The 16336-nt window shown below is 63.8% G+C and carries 16 protein-coding genes; 7 read left to right on the plus strand and 9 right to left on the minus strand.

Going from position 1 to position 16336, the window contains the following annotated elements; genetic code table 11:
- Positions 1 to 27: 27 nt before the first annotated feature.
- The gene (gene lepB, locus VLT15_07890) at positions 28 to 453 is read right to left on the minus strand and encodes a signal peptidase I (GenBank protein ID HSR45135.1); all 426 of its coding nucleotides are present in this window, start codon (positions 451 to 453) and stop codon (positions 28 to 30) included.
- 76 nt (positions 454 to 529) lie between these two features.
- Between lepB and sodN the strand changes: the two genes are divergently transcribed.
- Positions 530 to 946 carry a superoxide dismutase, Ni gene (gene sodN, locus VLT15_07895; GenBank protein ID HSR45136.1) on the plus strand — a complete coding sequence of 139 codons (417 nt, stop codon included), beginning with the start codon at positions 530 to 532 and terminating at the stop codon, positions 944 to 946.
- 48 nt (positions 947 to 994) lie between these two features.
- Here sodN and VLT15_07900 read toward each other — a convergent pair whose 3' ends face one another.
- Genes VLT15_07900 through VLT15_07925 form a run of 6 tightly spaced genes read right to left on the minus strand, consistent with a single transcriptional unit; the run spans position 995 to position 7310 of the window.
- Positions 995 to 1741: a hypothetical protein gene (locus VLT15_07900; protein ID HSR45137.1), complete on the minus strand. Its 747-nt coding sequence runs from the start codon at positions 1739 to 1741 to the stop codon at positions 995 to 997.
- Positions 1738 to 2676, minus strand: coding sequence for an ABC transporter ATP-binding protein (locus VLT15_07905; GenBank protein ID HSR45138.1), 939 nt, complete (start codon positions 2674 to 2676; stop codon positions 1738 to 1740). Before VLT15_07905 ends, VLT15_07900 begins: the two co-directional genes overlap by 4 nt.
- Positions 2673 to 3560: a hypothetical protein gene (locus VLT15_07910; protein ID HSR45139.1), complete on the minus strand. Its 888-nt coding sequence runs from the start codon at positions 3558 to 3560 to the stop codon at positions 2673 to 2675. Before VLT15_07910 ends, VLT15_07905 begins: the two co-directional genes overlap by 4 nt.
- Positions 3557 to 4465, minus strand: coding sequence for an ABC transporter ATP-binding protein (locus VLT15_07915; protein ID HSR45140.1), 909 nt, complete (start codon positions 4463 to 4465; stop codon positions 3557 to 3559). Before VLT15_07915 ends, VLT15_07910 begins: the two co-directional genes overlap by 4 nt.
- Positions 4466 to 4513: 48 nt before the next feature.
- Positions 4514 to 5998, minus strand: coding sequence for a CoA-acylating methylmalonate-semialdehyde dehydrogenase (locus VLT15_07920; protein HSR45141.1), 1485 nt, complete (start codon positions 5996 to 5998; stop codon positions 4514 to 4516).
- Positions 5999 to 6017: 19 nt separating this feature from the next.
- Positions 6018 to 7310 (minus strand): aspartate aminotransferase family protein, encoded by a 1293-nt coding sequence (locus VLT15_07925; protein ID HSR45142.1) that lies wholly within the window; start codon positions 7308 to 7310, stop codon positions 6018 to 6020.
- Between the two features lie 66 nt (positions 7311 to 7376).
- On the opposite strand from VLT15_07925, the gene VLT15_07930 reads away from it, so the two are divergent.
- Both VLT15_07930 and surE read left to right on the plus strand, forming a co-directional pair.
- Positions 7377 to 8759, plus strand: coding sequence for an aminotransferase class I/II-fold pyridoxal phosphate-dependent enzyme (locus VLT15_07930; GenBank protein HSR45143.1), 1383 nt, complete (start codon positions 7377 to 7379; stop codon positions 8757 to 8759).
- Positions 8760 to 8794: 35 nt separating this feature from the next.
- Positions 8795 to 9589 carry a 5'/3'-nucleotidase SurE gene (surE, locus tag VLT15_07935; protein HSR45144.1) on the plus strand — a complete coding sequence of 265 codons (795 nt, stop codon included), beginning with the start codon at positions 8795 to 8797 and terminating at the stop codon, positions 9587 to 9589.
- 81 nt (positions 9590 to 9670) lie between these two features.
- On the opposite strand, the gene metG is transcribed toward surE, so the two are convergent.
- Both metG and VLT15_07945 read right to left on the minus strand, forming a co-directional pair.
- Entirely contained in the window at positions 9671 to 11320 is a 1650-nt protein-coding gene (gene metG, locus VLT15_07940) for a methionine--tRNA ligase (GenBank protein HSR45145.1), read from the minus strand.
- Positions 11321 to 11394: 74 nt separating this feature from the next.
- Positions 11395 to 12825, minus strand: coding sequence for a septum formation family protein (locus tag VLT15_07945; GenBank protein ID HSR45146.1), 1431 nt, complete (start codon positions 12823 to 12825; stop codon positions 11395 to 11397).
- A gap of 89 nt (positions 12826 to 12914) precedes the next feature.
- Between VLT15_07945 and VLT15_07950 the strand changes: the two genes are divergently transcribed.
- From VLT15_07950 to arsM, 4 genes are all read left to right on the plus strand, one after another.
- Positions 12915 to 13805 (plus strand): ATP-binding cassette domain-containing protein, encoded by an 891-nt coding sequence (locus VLT15_07950; GenBank protein ID HSR45147.1) that lies wholly within the window; start codon positions 12915 to 12917, stop codon positions 13803 to 13805.
- Entirely contained in the window at positions 13802 to 15007 is a 1206-nt protein-coding gene (locus tag VLT15_07955; protein ID HSR45148.1) for an ABC transporter permease, read from the plus strand. The genes VLT15_07950 and VLT15_07955 overlap by 4 nt, the downstream gene beginning before the upstream one ends.
- A 99-nt stretch (positions 15008 to 15106) precedes the next feature.
- Positions 15107 to 15463, plus strand: a complete 357-nt coding sequence (locus VLT15_07960; GenBank protein ID HSR45149.1) for a metalloregulator ArsR/SmtB family transcription factor — start codon at positions 15107 to 15109, stop codon at positions 15461 to 15463.
- On the plus strand, positions 15456 to 16286 hold the full coding sequence (gene arsM / locus VLT15_07965; protein ID HSR45150.1) for an arsenite methyltransferase: 831 nt from the start codon (positions 15456 to 15458) through the stop codon (positions 16284 to 16286). Before VLT15_07960 ends, arsM begins: the two co-directional genes overlap by 8 nt.
- The last annotated feature ends 50 nt before the right edge of the window (positions 16287 to 16336 follow it).

A 16336-nucleotide genomic window follows, 5' to 3' on the forward strand; every position in this document is an offset into this window, starting at 1 on the left:
GTGTAACCGTGTTGCCCCGACCCCGATCTACGGCCGTTTGATCCGACCGGATCGCCTCGGGGGCCAGTATCGGAAGACGACTACCGGTGCGCGTCGGCCCACATCGACCGGCCCGATGGTGCGGCTGTCGTCGCTCGACCGGTGGCGGGCGTCTCCCAGGACGAATACGTGCCCTTCGGGGACTCTCCATGATCCGTCGGGGCGGGTGTCGCCGGCGGTCCAGGGCTCGTCGAACTCCGTTCCGTCCACCGACACCGTCCCGCTCCGTACCTCGACCGTCTGGCCTCCACAGCCGATCACCCGCTTGATCAGGTGGAACCCGGGGCGTGCCGGATGCTCGAACACGATCACGTCGCCCCGTCTCGGAGGCTTCATCATCGTCACTACGTAGTCACCGTCCAGGAAGAGAGGGCTCATCGATTTTTCCGAGACGGTGAATCGCCGCAGCAACATTGGATGCTCCAGGGTGCCGATATCCGGCGGTCGAGTGTATCGTCAGATTACGAACCCAAACACCGGGAGGTACTCCGTGGGTCTGTTCAAGCCGAGCACAACGGCATACGCACACTGCGATCTCTACTGTGGTGTCTACGACCCCGCCCAGGCGAAGATCGAGGCGATGTCGGTCCTCAAAGTGGCGGAGAAGTATCAGGCTTCCGATGATCCGGTCTTTCGCGACCGTGCGGTCTTCATCAAGGAAGAGCGCGCCGAAGAGGTGAAGCATCACCTGATGGTGTTGTGGGCCGATTTCTTCTCAGCCGACCACCGTGCGGAATTCCCGCAACTCGACGACCTGTTCTGGCAGGCGATCCATCAAGCAGGCGAAGCGAAGAAGAGCATGGATCCCGAAGCCGGCAGGAAGCTCATCAGTCTCATCGACGCGATCGCGGTGATCTTCTGGAGCACCGAAAAGGCCAAGGGCATGGGGGTGTATCCGCCGGCCTAGCCATCACGGATCAGATCATGGAGGTTGGGCCCCGATGGGGCCCAATTTTCATGCAAGATCCCGCTTTCTGAGCAGCAGCGTCGTCAGGCATACCGACACGACGAACGCCACCAGCACTTTGGCCAGTGCACCGCCGACGCCCGGCACGAGGTTTCCGAGCGTCTCGAGTGTCCCATCCGGTATCCCTTCAGCAATGTCCGCGTAACCGCTGAAGGCGGTGATCCACACCGAAGAGGGTGCCAGCGCCGACAGCGCCCGGCCGAGGATCCCTTCCCACACGAAGATGTAGGCCAGTCCGGCCAGCGTTGCCCGGCTGAATAACAGGCCGAGAGGCACGAAGACCGCCGAATAGCCGAGGGCCTCGATGACGAGCGCGGCAAGAGGGGCCAGTCCCAGACTCGCATCGCCGATCGTGATGATTGCCATCAACCAGGTGACTGCCAATCCCATGCCCGCCAGCAGGAGGGTTGCGGCTGTGGCGGCAGTCGATACCGAGGCGGCGATGATCCACCTCGGAACCGGCTTCACGACTATGTAGGAAAGCGTCGAGGCACGGAGTTCCTCACCGAAGGCCGAGGAGGCGTTCAGCAGAGCCGCGACCGCCAGGCCGACCATCAGATACAGGCCGACGTTCAGGTCATGGAATAGTCCCAGCAAGTCGTCCTCGTCCACCGAAGCCGAGGCAATCGCCAGAACGATGCCCGGCAGGGCCGTGAAGAGGACCAGGCCGATGGCCCGCTTTCTCTGCACCAGTTGCCGGAAACTGAGCCGGAAGATCCAACGGGCGGCGATCATCGCGGTTTCACCAGGTAGCGGAAGACGCTCTCCAGCGAAGTGTCCTCGGGGTCCACCCGGGTCAGGCGAGCTCCCAGGTCCCGGCACAGGGCAGGGAGTCGGTGCCCGAGGGCAACCGGGTCCCGCACCTCAACGTGGATGGTGTCGTCGATGAGCCTGACTCCCTCGACCCAGTCCTGGATGAGGAGTGCCGCTGCGACCTTTCGCGGGACATCCGTGTCTATCCGGATGCGACGCGGTATGTCCGTCATCGCGGTGCGAAGGTCGGCCACCGAACCCGCTGCAGCCAAGCGTCCATCGACCATTGCAATGACCCGATCGGCCATTCGCTCGACCTCGTGCAACACGTGAGACGAGACGATGACCGTGTGTCCCCGCTCGGCGAGATCGCTGAAGAGTCCTATCAGGTGGGCGCGCTGCAGGGGGTCGGTCCCGTTGAGCGGTTCGTCCAGAAACAGGACGGTCGGGTCGTGAGCCAGCGCCGCCGCCACCTTGGCGCGCTGGCGCATGCCTTTGCTGAACGTTCCCACCTTGCGATTCGCGACATCGGTGAGCCCGACCGTCTCGAGTGCCCGGTCGGCGGCTCTGGCCGGCTCCGGGATTCCGAACAGGGCGGCGTTGAAGGTGACGAACTCCCTGGCGCTGAACACCTCGTAGACGGCCTCGTCTTCGTGGACGAACCCGACCCGCTTGAACACATCAGGTTGACCGCGCGGGCTTTCTCCGAGCAGGGTGATTCGACCTTCCGAGGGGGTCAGCAGTCCGACCATCATCCTGAGGAAGGTGGTCTTGCCCGCTCCGTTCGGGCCGAGCAGCCCGGTTACCCCGGGTCCGAATGAGCAGGACAGCTCGGAGACGGCGACCTTCTGTCCGAACCACTTCGAGACGTCGTTCACCTCGACGGTGGCTTCGGAAGCGAAGCGGGCATCGGTCACGGCAGCCTCCGGTACCTGGCCCACACCACGGTGGTAGCGATGAGCGCGACGGCAACGGTGGCCGGAACTGCGAACCACTGCTCGAATCCGGATCGCTCGATGAGGTAGTCGACCGTGTCGATGTCGAAGATCCAGTCTCTGATCACCCGGGGGTACTCCTCGACTGCCAGGAAGGCGGCGTACTTGGCCCCGGCTGCGTCCAGCTGGGTCAACAGCTCGCCGACTCCGTTGAGTATGAACATGCCGCCGAAGAATGCTCCGGCGGCGAACCCCTCGCGTGGTATCAGTGCAGCAGCAGTGAGCGCCAATGCCGCGTGCGCCGTGAAATAGGCGAGGGCAACGACCGGCACCTTCCACAGGATGTCGAGGTTGGCTCCCATGTACGAGAGGAAGCCTTCAGTCGAGACCACGCTCAGGCCGAGGTGCATGAGGATCTGCGGAACCATGTAGAACGACAGAACCAGAATCGCCAGGGCGCCGATCTTGGCGGAGAGATAGTCGACCATTCGCAGCGGGCGGGACAGATAGATGTTCAGCACCCCCTCGACCCGGTCCGGAACCAGGAGAGACGGCGCGGCAAACGCGATGAACAAGATGGCGATACCGGAGTTCAGGTCGAAGTACTCGCCGTAGCCCGGGAGATCGGGAGCCGACGGTCCCAGCGCCACTCCAGCCACCCAGTGCAGGCCGACGAATATGAAGGCGATGGCGGCGCTGATGGCGATCAGCGCCCAGGGGAACAGCTTCCGGCGGGCCTTGCGACGGAGCCCCAGGACGCGGCGGAACCCTTCCTTGACGATGGCGCGCATAGCGCCGCGCCTGCCGAGACGTTCCTCGTCGTAGGAGCGGTACCCGCGGTCGACGATGACGGCACGGCTGTTCACGAAGGATCCTCCTCGGCGGGCAGGAAGAAAGCCTCCTCCAGGGAGGTGGAAGCGACGCCCATGCGCACGATTCCGGATCCGGTGGCTACCAGACCGTCCCGCACCAGATCAAACGTGTCGCCGTCGGTATGGCCGACCTCCAGAACCTGTCCCTGAGCGGTCACGGATGCTCCCCGGTCGGACAGCCAGGCGACCAGACCGGCCGCGTCGCCGAGGACCTCCAGGGTGATTGAATCCCGTGCCTCTAGTTTGCCGAGCGGTCCGGCGCGCAACACCTTCCCGGCATCGAGCATCACCACCCAGTCGCAGGTGTCTTCGATGTCTCCGATGATGTGCGATGAGAACAGCACGCTTATCCCGAACTCTCCGAGCCGGTTGATGAGGCTCAGCATGTCCTCGCGGCCTTCGGGATCGAGCCCCGAGGCCGGCTCGTCGAGCAGTACGAGATCCGGGTCGTGGACGATGGCTTGCGCGAGCTTGACCCTCTGCACCATTCCCGTCGAGAAGTCGCCCAGGAACCGGAATCGCTCCTCGTGCAGGCCGACGAGGAACAGGATCTCGGAAGCGCGACGGCGGGCGGCCCGGACGGGAAGGCCCGCCAGCTCGGCGGCATAGCCGACGAAATCCGCAGCCGTCTGGTCCTTCGGGAGACAAGCGCCTTCCGGCATGTAGCCCACCCGCGAGCGGACCTCGAGCGGTTCCCGGGTCATCGGCATGCCGAGGACTTCGATCGCGCCTTGCTCGGGGTGCAACATGCCGAGCAGGATTCTCAGAAGCGTCGTCTTGCCTGCCCCGTTGGCACCAACGAGTCCGATCCGACCCTCGGGAATTTCGAGAGTCACATCTTCTAGGGCGGTCACTTCGCCGTATCGATGCGTCAGGTGCTCGACCTTGAGCAACGCCATGAAGGTGAAGCTAGTCGCGAGTCGCGAGTCGCGAGTCGCGAGTCGCGACTAGTTGGTCGGGAACCCCAGGTTGACGGTGCTTTTCGCCGGATCCGGCCATCTGCTGGTGACGACCTTGCCCCTGGTGAAGAACCGGAGGCCTTCCGGGCCGTACATGTGAGTGTCCCCAAACAGGGAATCTCCCCAACCACCGAAGGAGAAGTTGGCAACAGGCACCGGAATCGGGACGTTTATTCCCACCATCCCCGCATCGACGTCGAACTGGAACTGCCTGGCAGCTCCACCATCACGCGTGAAGATGGCGGCGCCGTTGCCCCATTTGTTGGCGGCGATCAGGTCTACTGCCTGGCGGTACGAGTCGACGCGCACTATCACCAGAACGGGCCCGAATATCTCATCGCGATAGACGCTCATGTCCGGAGTCACCTTGTCGAGCACCGTCGCACCCAGGAAGAAACCGTCTCCGTCGAACTCCTGCCGGCGACCGTCGACGACGATCTCGGCTCCCTCCGATTCTCCTGCATCGACATACCCGGCAACCCGATCCCGGTGTTCGCGGGTGATCAGCGGTCCCATCTCAGATGCAGGGTCGTTGCCGGGGCCGATTCTGAGCACCTCGGTACGGGCGCGGATTGCTTCCACCAGCGGATCGGCGATGTCTCCGACGGCGGCGACGACCGAGATGGCCATGCAACGTTCACCTGCGGAGCCGAACGCGGCGCTGACGGCCGCGTCGGCCGCCAGGTCCACGTCGGCGTCCGGGAGCACGACCATGTGGTTCTTCGCGCCGGCCAGTGCCTGTACTCGCTTGCCGTTGGAGGTGGCCGTCTCGTGAACGTGGCGGGCGACCGGGGTGGAACCCACGAAGCTGACCGCCTTGATATCGGGATGGTTGAGCAGACGGTCGACGGCCACCTTGTCGCCGTGCACCAGATTGAGCACCCCGGGCGGGAAGCCCGCTTCGTGGAACAACTCAACGATCATTTGGGAGGCGGAAGGATCCTTCTCCGAGGGCTTCAGGATGAAGGTATTCCCGGCGGCGACGGCGTTGGGGAGCATCCACAGAGGAACCATGGCAGGGAAGTTGAACGGTGTGATACCCGCGCAGACACCGAGCGGCTGACGGATGTCGTAGACGTCTATTCCGGTGGAGGCCTGCTCTGTGAAACGTCCGGCGAGCGTTTCGGCGATCCCGCAGGCGTATTCGATGTTCTCGAGCCCGCGGGCGACCTCGCCGACGGCGTCGGCTTCGGTCTTGCCATGCTCGGCAGAGATCGTGGCGGCCAGTTCGGCAGCGTTCCGCTCGACCAGCTCGCGGAACTTGAACATGAGCTTCACTCTGCCCGCCACCGAGGTGGCCCGCCAGCCGGGGAAGGCGGCGGCGGCCGAGGCGACGGCCGCATCTACCTCTTCGACCGAAGCGAGGTCCACCTGAGCTGTCTGCAGGCCCGTGGCGGGATTGAAGACGGGGCCGGTCCGTCCGGAGGTGCTCGGCGTCTGTTTGCCTCCGATGAAGTGATGAATGTGTTCCATATCGTTTCTCCTCTGCGACCTAGGAAAGCTCACCGATGGCACGGATGAGGATATCGGCCGCTTCGTCGATCTCTTCTTCGGTGACCGTCAGCGGGGGAGCGATGCGCAGCACGTTGCCGTACAAGCCTCCCTTACCTATCAGGAGGCCGTCTCGCTTGGTCAGCTCCATGAGCTTCCCGGCCGCACCTCCATCCGGTTGATTGCTGTCGGGATGAACGGTCTCGATGGCCAGCATGAGTCCCTTGCCGCGCAGCTCCGCGATCCACGGTGTGGCGTCGACGACGGGCTGCAGTTGGTCTCGCAAGCGCCGGCCCATCCGCAGGGAGTTGCCCTGGAGGTCGTGATCCAGAATGTACCGAAGGTTGGCGAGGGCACCTGCCGAGGCCATGGGGTTGCCTCCGAAGGTGGAGATCGAGTTGGCGCCGAGGCTGTCCATGATCTCCGCTCTGGCCACCACTCCGCCCATCGCCATGCCGTTGCCGACGCCTTTGGCGAAAGTCAAGATGTCGGGTGTAACGCCGTGGGCCTCGTAGCCCCAGAAGTGTTCGCCGGTCCGACCCCAACCAGTTTGCACCTCGTCGGAGATGAGGAGGATCCCGTACTGGTCGAGGACCTTCTTCATCGGGCCGAAGAAGCCGTCGGGCGGAGTGGCGAAGCCACCGACGCCCTGGATCGGTTCCATTATCAAACAGGCAACGTCGCCAGAGGTCATCATGTCGATCACTTGCTCGAGGTCGTCGACGCACGCTTCGATGAAAGCGTCGTCGTCGAGGTGTCCGAACGGGCTGCGGAGCCGGTAGCCGCCCTGAACGAAGTTTACGTTGAGGCCGGACAGGCTGGTCGGCGACCAGGAGCGATGCGATGTGATTGCGATGTTGGTGAAAGAACGCCCGTGGTAGCTGTTGCGAAGTGCCAGCACCTGATTCGACTTCCGATAGCCGGTGGCGAGCATCAGTGCCGCATCGTTCGCCTCGCTGCCGGAGTTGGTGAAGAAGACTTTGGCATCCGGTATTCCCGACAACTCGGCGATCATCTCGGCGAGTTCGATCATCGGTTCCGATGTGTACAGAGTCGTGGTGTGGAAGACCTTGGCGGCCTGTTCCTGGACCGCCTGGACGATCTCGGGGACCGAGTAGCCGGTCATGGTGGTGAGGATTCCGGCGAAGAAGTCGAGGTAGCGGTTACCTTCGACGTCCCAGACGTGGCGGCCTTCTCCGCGTTCCATGGAAATCGGCTCCTCGTAGTAGAGGGCCAGCCATGAAGGCAATGCTTTTCGATAGCGCTCGTGCAGGTCTTGATTAGAGGTGGGCATGTTCCCTCGATTCTCGCGGTGTTGGTCTGGAGGTCGTTGTCGAATAGTATGTGTCTCAGAGGCGTGATGCAAACGAACGATTGTTCCGAACAAAACAGGATCGAGCTGGTCATCGCAGCTTCGATAGCAGGGTCCGATCGATCCCCGCTCGGTATCGCCCGGGCGGTCGGCCGGCTCGTCTCCGGGGGAGATCTGAAGGCCGCCGATCGTCTGCCGACGGTGCGATCGCTGGCCGGAGCGCTGGGGGTCAGCCCCACATCGGTGGCGGAGGCGTGGTCCATTCTCAGGCAGTCGGGGATGATCGTCACCGACGGTCGCCGGGGAACATTCGTGCGAGTTAGGCCGGACGGAGCCGGCGACGGACGCGTCTGGAAGGTTCCGGTCGAGCCCGGCAGGTATGCGAGCGATCTCAGCACCGGGACGCCGGATCCGGAGCTCCTGCCGCCGCTCGGGGCGATCCTGAGAACCCTCGGTGCCGAGCCGATCGTCACTAGCTATCTCGACCGCCCGGTACTGGAAGAGCTGGAATACGACCTCCTGGAGCGCTGGCCGTTCCGTCCCGAACGTTTGACCGTGGTCAACGGCGCACTGGATGCGCTCGACCGCCTCGTCTCGTCGCTGGTGGGGATGGGTGATCGCGTTGTGGTGGAGAATCCGACGTTCGCCCCGATCGGCGATCTGGTGGAGAGGGCCGGAGCCGAGGTGATCGGTGTGCGGCTCGATGATGAGGGCATCGACGTCGACGATCTGGCCGGCGCCCTGACCCGACGGCCGAGCCTGCTGATCCTGCAACCGCGGGCGCACAATCCGACCGGTGTGAGCATGACCTCGCAGCGGGCCGCCGAACTTGCGCAGTTGCTCGAAGACACCGACACGACGGTCATCGAAGATGATCACTCGGGGGCTGTGGCAGGAGCGGAACTGCACACATTGGGCAGATACCTGCCGGACCGGGTCGTCCACGTCCACAGTTTCTCGAAGGCCTACGGGCCCGACCTGCGTCTGGCCGCGGTGGGCGGAGCAGCTCCGCCGATCGACGACCTCGTGCGGCGCCGCCAGCTCGGTCCATCGTGGAGCAGCCGCCTTCTGCAAGCGATACTCCACCGGCTCCTTACGGATCCGGGTGTGGATGCGGTGCTCACGGCGGCGGCCGCCGCCTACGCCGATCGCCGGAGCCGCCTGACGCGAGCTTTGGACGGGCGCGGGATAGAAGTGGGCGGAGGCTCGGGACTCAATCTCTGGCTGCCGGTTCACGACGAGCAACCGGCGCGGGTGGCGCTTGCCACCCGCGGCATAGGCGCTGCACCGGGCTCACCTTTCCAGATAGGCACGGCAGATGGTCCGCACCTGCGAATCACTACGGCCAGGGTGCGAGACGGTTTCGACGAGCTGGCCGAGCACCTGGCCGAGGCCGCGCTATCCGCCGGGGTGCGTAGCCTGCCTGCCTGACGGGGGAACCGCCGGCACGGGTTACCCTTCCGGCGATGTCCTACTTCCTGCTCACCAACGACGACGGAATCGATTCGCCTGCACTGATCCCGTTCTACCGGGCGCTGGCCGGCATCGCACCCGTCCGTGTCGTCGTTCCCGATCGAGAACGAAGCTGGATCGGGAAGGCAATCACCCGGTTCGACGAGATACACGTGCGCAACATCGTCAAGGAGGGGGTGGAGATCTCCGTCGCCGACGGGTACCCGGCGGACTGCGCCCAGCTCGGAATCCACTCCTTGTTCGGAGAGAGACCGATGATGGTGATCTCCGGGATCAACGTCGGGCTGAACAACGGCCTTGGGTTCTTTCTCTCCAGCGGGACCGTCGGAGCGGCGGCCGAGGGCTGGATCTCCGGGATACCCGCAGTGGCGTTTTCAACCGGTGACGTCCGGGACCACCGCGGTTGGGCCAAAATGGCTTGGTCCGGCGAATCGACACCATTCTGGGAAAAGGCAGCAGGCGTCTCTGTGGACGTGCTGCGTTCGATACTCGACGTGGGCTACCCGGCCGGCGTGGACCTGCTCAACGTCAACTTCGCGGCCGACCTGACCGTCGACGCCCCCCGGCGCATCACCGATATCGCCAAGGTCGGATACGACAACATCTTCCGTGAGGCCTCACCCGGCAGATTCGTTCACGACTTCGCAACCGGTTTGCGAATCGACGGAGACATCGCCGGCACCGACGTCGAGGCACTCGAGAAGGGTTGGGTATCCATCACTCCGGTGCGGCTTGCGCACGGAGCGGTGATCGACGCGGCGACCAGGGCAGCTCTGGAAAAGGGGTAGCCACCAGAAGGTTCTAGGTTCTAGGTTCTAGGTTCTAGGGACCTGCCCCTGCCGATTGGGGGCTCCGGCGTGTGGCCCCGGCTAGTCCTCGAGGGCTTCCGGATCTATCTTGCTGAACAGTGGCGCCGGTGTGCCCAGCTTCGTGCCGGGATGCAGGACTTCGCGCTCCCAGGGTCTCTCGTCCAGCTTTCCTTCCTGGCCGAGCATCTCGTGGAGCCGCTGCGACGTGAACGGCAGGAACGGAGCCAGAATCGTCTTGATCCCGTTGATGGCGCTCATGACCGTATGCAGCGTTGTGGCGGTGCGGACCATGTCCGTTTTGGCAGTGGACCAGGGGGCCGTTTCGTTCAAGTAGGCGTTGGCCAGCGAGGCGGCGGTCATCCCGGCGCGCAGGGCTCCTCGCAACTCGACCTTCTCGAATTCCTCGGCCGCCTCGACGATGGCGGAATCGACCTTGTCCAGCAACTCCCGGTCCGCGTCGTCGAGATCACCCGGGCCGGGGACCGCTCCGCCGAAATGTCTGGTCGTCATGGCGAGAACACGGTTGACCAGGTTGCCCCAGGTGGCGACCAGCTCCTCATTGACCCGGCGAGCGATTTCATCGTCGGACAGGTCGGTGTCGTTGTGCTCGGGAAGCATGGCCGCTATCGCATAGCGGAGTGCATCCGGTTCGAAATGTTCCAGATACCAGTCGAGGGACCGTCCGACACCGCGCGACTTCGATGCCTTGGATCCACCGAATGTGACGTACTGGTTGCCGGGTACGTTGGTGGGCAGGTTGAGGCCGCCGTGGCCCATCAGGAGGGCAGGCCAGTAGACGGCATGGAACGGAATGTTGTCCTTGCCTATGAAGTAATACGTTTCGGCTTCGGGGTTGAGCCACCAATCTTTCCAGGCGTCCGGCGTCCCCTGGAGCTGCGCCCATTCCTGGGGTGCGGAGAAGTAGCCCATCACCGCCTCCCACCATACGTAGATCGACTTGCCCGGGCCCAGGTCGTCCACAGGGAGTGGAATGCCCCAATCGAGGTCGCGGGTGAAGGAGCGATCGTGGAGGCCGTCTTTGACCATGCCGATGGCGAAGTTGACGACATGGGGTCGCCAGTCTTCCCGGGATCGGAGCCAGTCGAGCAGCGGTCCCTGGAACGCGCTCAGTTTCCAGTAGTAGTGCTCGGTGTCCCGCTCGACAGGAGTCGTTCCGGACAGTTTCGATCGCGGATCGACCAGTTCGTGGGGGTCGAGGGTGCGGCCGCAGTTGTCACACTGGTCTCCGCGCGCCTCGGTGGACCCGCAGTGAGGGCAGGTGCCCTCGACGTACCGGTCGGGGAGGAAGCGTTGCTGCTCCTCGTCGAAGAACTGGCTCGTCGTGTGCTTGTAGAGGTAGCCGTTCTCGAGCAGTTTCATGAAGAACCCCTGTGCAACCCGCTTGTGGTTCTCGGTGCCCGTGGTAGTGAACAGATCGAAATTGATCCCGAGTCGCTGCCAGTAGTCGAGGAAGCGCGGGTGATACCGATCGACGATTTCCTGCGGCGTTACGCCCTCCTCGTCGGCTTTGACGGTTATCGGGGTGCCGTGCACGTCGCTGCCGGAGACCATCAGAACCTTGCTGCCGGCCATGCGGTGGTAGCGGGCGAAGATGTCCGGAGGGAGGTAGGCGCCGGCAACATGCCCGAGATGCAAAGATCCCGTAGCGTAGGGCCAGCCAACGGCGACGAGGACGTGGCGATCGGTCATGCCCGGGAGGGTAACAAGAGAAGTCGTGGGTTGTGGGTTCTGGGCTCCGGGCATCGGGGTTCAGGTCACTCGGCTCACGAACCGGCCGCCGATCCGGGACCCGGCGCCTCGGCCGTCACGTCGTCCTCCGAAAAGCGAACGATCTCCCACTCGCCGTCGAAACTGCCTGAGATTTCGAGCCTCCCGCCGTCGATGTCCGTCGCGAACGCGAAGCAACGGATCGTGCGGAGGTCGTCCTCCCACTCCAGCACCGACGGGGGGGTGGCATGAACGGAGACACGGGCGCCGTTGGCGGTGAGCGTCGGGGCGAACTCGTCCACCAGGGCCGCGCACACAGGCAGTTGTGATTCGAACAGGGCCGTCGCTCCGGGGTAGGGAGTCCCGGCAGGCGTCGGATCTTCGGCACGGCCGATGAACTGGAATGTGTGAGTCAACCGGCAATCCACGGGATCGGAGTTCAGCGAGTTGACGTAGCAATCGCCGGGCGTCCGATCGATCAGGCTTGCGGCCCCGATTCCTTCGAGCGTGCCCGTGATGCGTGTTGCACCACCGAGTTGGTCGGACAACTCAACAACGCAAGCCGTGTACCTGTCGCCCTCGTCCCACTCGGCGGAATCCGGCAGATAGCGGATCGCAGACACCCGCGAGTCCGGCCAGTCCACCCCGACGTAGTCGCGATATGCGGATCCACATGAGCGTTCGACCTCGGTGGAGAAGGCTTCTCCCGGGAAGTCGTCTTCGAGCCCGTATTGCGTGGTAGTCGAGAAGATCACTTCGTGGGTGTGTGCTCCGGAACACGGGACCAGGCGGGCCTTCCCATAGGGTGCATACGGCATCGCGGTGTCCTCGCCGGTGCCAAACCACAGGCAGTCGCCTGCCTGCCAAAGGTAGGGCAGGGGAGCGCCCCGGATGGTGGATTCCATGGCCCGCTCGGCCGGCACCTCGGCTCCGACGGTCGCATAGAGGTGCGTGTTCGAGGCCCACAGGTACCACCAGTTGCCACCGACAAAGACTCTGTAGGCGAGGGTCCCCTCGATCGGAACCTCTTCGAGGCCGGCGAAGGGGCCGGCGATCGCACCGGCGAGGCCGGGAGCGAGGAACGGGTCGCCGCTCAGGGAGACGGCCGGACTCATGGAGAGCCCGATAACCGTAGAGCCTCCATCTTCAGTCTGAAGGCCGGTGTAGCTGACGCCTTCGATGGCCGTGCCGATGATCGATCTCAGTCGCAAGTCGATCTCATCCATCTCGGACTCGAGAACATCGATTGAACTGAACCCGGTGATCTCTCCCCACCCCTGTTCGGCGATTTCGACCGGGTCCGGAAGGCCCGGATCAGCCGGTGCATCGATAGTTGTAGTTGTAGTTGTCGTTTCGGACGACGGCTCCGTCGTGGCCGGTGCCGGAGATGCCGTCGAGGTGGTCGTGACCGCCGGTCCGGCCTGTGAAGTCGTGCAGGCGACCGCCGCGAGCGACAGGGCGAGGACCAGGAACAACAGGCGGGGCATCCGGCAACGATAGTGCCGGGTGGAACTTGCCAGAGGTCGGTGGCCAATTGCCGACCGGCCGGCGATCGGGGTCGTAATCTCCTGACCCGATGCTCGAACTACTCGGACTGTCCAAACGATTTGGGGAAATCACCGCGCTCGACGGATGCAGCTTCTCGGTGGCGCCCGGTCGGATGCTCGGTTTTCTCGGGCCGAATGGGGCCGGCAAGACGACGGCGATGCGCTCGGTTTTCGGTCTGGTTGCTCTCGACGCCGGCAGGGTCACCTGGGGTGGTGCTCCCATCGATGAGGCGACCAGGCGGACCTTCGGCTACATGCCCGAGCAGCGCGGGCTGTATCCCCGCATGAAGGTCCGGGATCAGCTCGTCTATCTGGGCGAGTTGCACGGGATGCGGGTAAGAGCTGCGCTCGAGGCGGCGGATCGCTGGCTGGACGAGTTCGGACTCCTGGATCGGGCAGAGGACCGGCTCGAACAGCTTTCGCACGGCAACCAGCAGAGGATTCAGCTGGCGGCAGCACTCATCTTCGATCCCGAGCTTCTCGTCCTGGACGAGCCGTTCAGCGGACTCGACCCGATCGGCGTGAACAGCCTCGGCGAGACCCTCAAGCGGCAGGCCGCCGCGGGCAAGACGGTCGTGTTCTCCAGCCATCAGCTCGACCTCGTCGAGGATCTTTGCGAAGACGTGGCCATCATCGATTCCGGCAAGGTGGTGCTCACGGGACGGGTGGCAGAGATCAAGGAGCGGGCGGCGCATCGCAGGGTGGAGGTGCATGTGTCCGGGAGCGACGGATCCTGGCTTCCGGATTACCCGGACATCGTGTCGAGTTCGGTGCAGGGGGAGAGGGTGGTTCTGGTCGTCGAACGCTCGTTCCCGATCGACGAGCTCCTGGTGGCGGCGGCCGGGGCCGGGCAAGTGACCCATGTCGAGTTCGAAGCGCCGAGCCTCTCCGAGGTGTTTCTCGAGGCGGTGCGGCGATGACGGGTTTCCGCGCTTCCTGGCTGGTGGCCAGGCGGGAACTGCGGGAGCGGTCGAAGGGCCGCACCTACAGGATCACGACGCTGATACTGATGGTCGTCGTCGTGGCGGCGATCGTATTGCCCGCGGTCATCGACGGAGACGACGGTGTGACCTACGACCTGGGGGTGGTGGGGACGATCGATTCCGACTACCTGCCGACGCTCGAAGTACTGGCCGGCGCCGTCGAGGTGGAGATATCGATCACAGAGTTCTCGTCGGTGGTGGAAGGCGAGTCGGCCGTTTCCGATGGGGAGATCGACGGCCTTCTCGTTGACGGCCGTCAGGTGGTGGTGCGCGAGGCCGGCAGTTCCGTTTTCTACGTGTCGGGTGGCGCCGGGTTGGTCGGTTTGCTGAGCGGGGCGGCACAGACGCTCGAGTTGCAGGAGATCGTTGTGGAGGCGGGTGTGTCTGCCGAGGAACTGGCCACCACCCTGACCGGCGAGCCGATCGAAGTGAGAGGCCTCGAGCCCGAGGATCCCAACCGGCTCGCGAATGAGATCGCCAGCGTTGCTTCCCTGTTCCTGCTGTATTTCGCCATCCTGAGTTACGGAGCCTGGACCCTCAACGGCGTGATCGAGGAGAAGTCGAACCGGATCGTTGAAGTCCTGATGTCGGCGTTGCGGCCGCATCATCTGCTTGCAGGCAAGGTGGCCGGTATCGGGCTCCTCGGCCTTCTACAGCTGGCCCTGGTGTCCGGGTCGGCGCTAGTCGCTGCCCTGGCGGTGGACTTGTTCGACCTTCCGCAGCTGACTCTCTCGGTACTGGGATCGCTCATCCTGTGGTTCGTTCTCGGGTTCAGTTTCTACGCGGTCGCCTATGCGGGCCTCGGTGCGCTGGTGTCCAGGATGGAAGATGCGCAGAGCGTCGCGACACCGCTGACCCTGGTGGGCGTCGTCGGGTACATCCTGGCGTTCCAGACGCTCGAGCATCCGGATGGGCTGCTGGCGACGATCACCACGTTCATCCCGGCCACTGCGCCGTTCGTCGTGCCGATCAGGACTGTGCAATCCGCGATTTCCTGGTGGGAACTGATCGCCGCGGTCGTGATGATGGGGGCGGCCATCTACGGAATGATCCGGCTGGCAGGACGCCTGTATGTCGGAGGCATTCTGCACATCGGGCAACGGATGAAGGTTCGCGAAGCCTGGCGCTCGGCGGAGTGAATTTTCTCAGCAATGCTGTGGCGCGTGGGGAGCAACAGTATTGCTGAGAATCTGGTTTCTGTTGACAGGGTGGGTCAACGGCCCTACGATATTTGCATAATGACGCAAACAAACAAGAGTGTGGCTGCCGGATGCTGTGATGAGCTCAGCGTCCTGGTGCAGCCGGAGCTTTTCAAGGCGCTGAGCGACCCCAATAGGCTCGTCTTGCTCACCACCCTGTCCGAGCGGATGCAGCCGAGCACCGTGTCCGAGGCTGCCGAGTGCTGTTCCGTCGACATGTCGGTGGTCTCGCGGCACCTGGCCACTATGCGCAACGCCGGGCTAGTCACCTCCGAAAAACGGGGGCGGGAGGTCTACTACTCCGTTCCCCGCCAGGTTCTCGCCGACCAGCTCAGGGCTATGGCTGACGCGCTCGAATCCTGTTGTTCAACCGAAGAGGAGTCCCAAAATGACTGACGTGAAGCTGACTCGCAAGCAGGTGTCGGAGGCATACGCGGCGGCGATCGAAGCGGAGAGTTGCTGCGGGAGTCCTGCACCGAAAGGTGTGGCAGCCAAGTTGGCGGGATACGACGAGGCCCTACTTCGCGAACTGCCGGCGGATGCAGTCGTGAACTCTTTCGGTTGCGGGAACCCCGTTGCCTTTGCCGGGATCGGTGAAGGCGACGTTGTGCTTGATCTGGGCTCGGGAGCGGGGATCGACCTCCTGCTCGCCGCCAAGAAGGTCGGTCCGAATGGTTCGGTGATCGGAATCGACATGACGGATGAAATGATCGTCAGGGCCCGGGAAAACATCGCGGCAGCCGGGTTGAGCAACGTCGAAGTGCGGAAGGGAATCATCGAGGATCTGCCGGTGGCGGATGCGTCGGTGGACTGGGTGATCTCCAACTGCGTGATCAACCTCTCTCCGGAAAAGGACAAGGTCTTTGCGGAGATTGCGAGGGTCTTGAAGCCCGGCGGTCGCATCTCCGTGTCGGACGTCGTCGCCGAGGATTTGCCGGACTGGGTAAGAGCCGACACCGCTCTCTACAGCTCGTGCATCGGAGGAGCGATCAGCGAATCTGACTATGTCCGGGGTTTGCGAGCCGTGGGACTGGTTGACGTGGGTGTGGAGGAGCGGATGCCCTATGACTCGAATCAGATGGAGGAGCTGCTGGTCTCTGACATCGCCGACGCCTCGTCTTCGAGTTGCTGCAACCCCGCTTCTGTGGGGATACGCGACATTGCGGAAGCGGTCTCCGGCAAGGTCTGGAGCGCCAGGGTCACAGCCACCAAGCCCTGACATTTTCTCAGCAATGCCGGCGTTCTATACGCGCATCAGTATTGCTGAGA

Source organism: Acidimicrobiia bacterium (assembly GCA_035471805.1).
GTDB lineage: Bacteria > Actinomycetota > Acidimicrobiia > Spongiisociales > JAHEDJ01 > JAHEDJ01.

What these genes read in the sequence shown, in the direction of transcription:
- lepB (HSR45135.1), bottom strand. Translation starts at nt 453, where the DNA reads ATGTTGCTGCGGCGATTCACCGTCTCGGAAAAATCGATGAGCCCTCTC.
- VLT15_07900 (HSR45137.1), bottom strand. Translation starts at nt 1,741, where the DNA reads ATGATCGCCGCCCGTTGGATCTTCCGGCTCAGTTTCCGGCAACTGGTG.
- VLT15_07915 (HSR45140.1), bottom strand. Translation starts at nt 4,465, where the DNA reads ATGGCGTTGCTCAAGGTCGAGCACCTGACGCATCGATACGGCGAAGTG.
- VLT15_07920 (HSR45141.1), bottom strand. Translation starts at nt 5,998, where the DNA reads ATGGAACACATTCATCACTTCATCGGAGGCAAACAGACGCCGAGCACC.
- VLT15_07925 (HSR45142.1), bottom strand. Translation starts at nt 7,310, where the DNA reads ATGCCCACCTCTAATCAAGACCTGCACGAGCGCTATCGAAAAGCATTG.
- VLT15_07930 (HSR45143.1), top strand. Translation starts at nt 7,377, where the DNA reads ATGCAAACGAACGATTGTTCCGAACAAAACAGGATCGAGCTGGTCATC.
- surE (HSR45144.1), top strand. Translation starts at nt 8,795, where the DNA reads ATGTCCTACTTCCTGCTCACCAACGACGACGGAATCGATTCGCCTGCA.
- metG (HSR45145.1), bottom strand. Translation starts at nt 11,320, where the DNA reads ATGACCGATCGCCACGTCCTCGTCGCCGTTGGCTGGCCCTACGCTACG.
- VLT15_07945 (HSR45146.1), bottom strand. Translation starts at nt 12,825, where the DNA reads ATGCCCCGCCTGTTGTTCCTGGTCCTCGCCCTGTCGCTCGCGGCGGTC.
- VLT15_07950 (HSR45147.1), top strand. Translation starts at nt 12,915, where the DNA reads ATGCTCGAACTACTCGGACTGTCCAAACGATTTGGGGAAATCACCGCG.
- VLT15_07955 (HSR45148.1), top strand. Translation starts at nt 13,802, where the DNA reads ATGACGGGTTTCCGCGCTTCCTGGCTGGTGGCCAGGCGGGAACTGCGG.
- VLT15_07960 (HSR45149.1), top strand. Translation starts at nt 15,107, where the DNA reads ATGACGCAAACAAACAAGAGTGTGGCTGCCGGATGCTGTGATGAGCTC.
- arsM (HSR45150.1), top strand. Translation starts at nt 15,456, where the DNA reads ATGACTGACGTGAAGCTGACTCGCAAGCAGGTGTCGGAGGCATACGCG.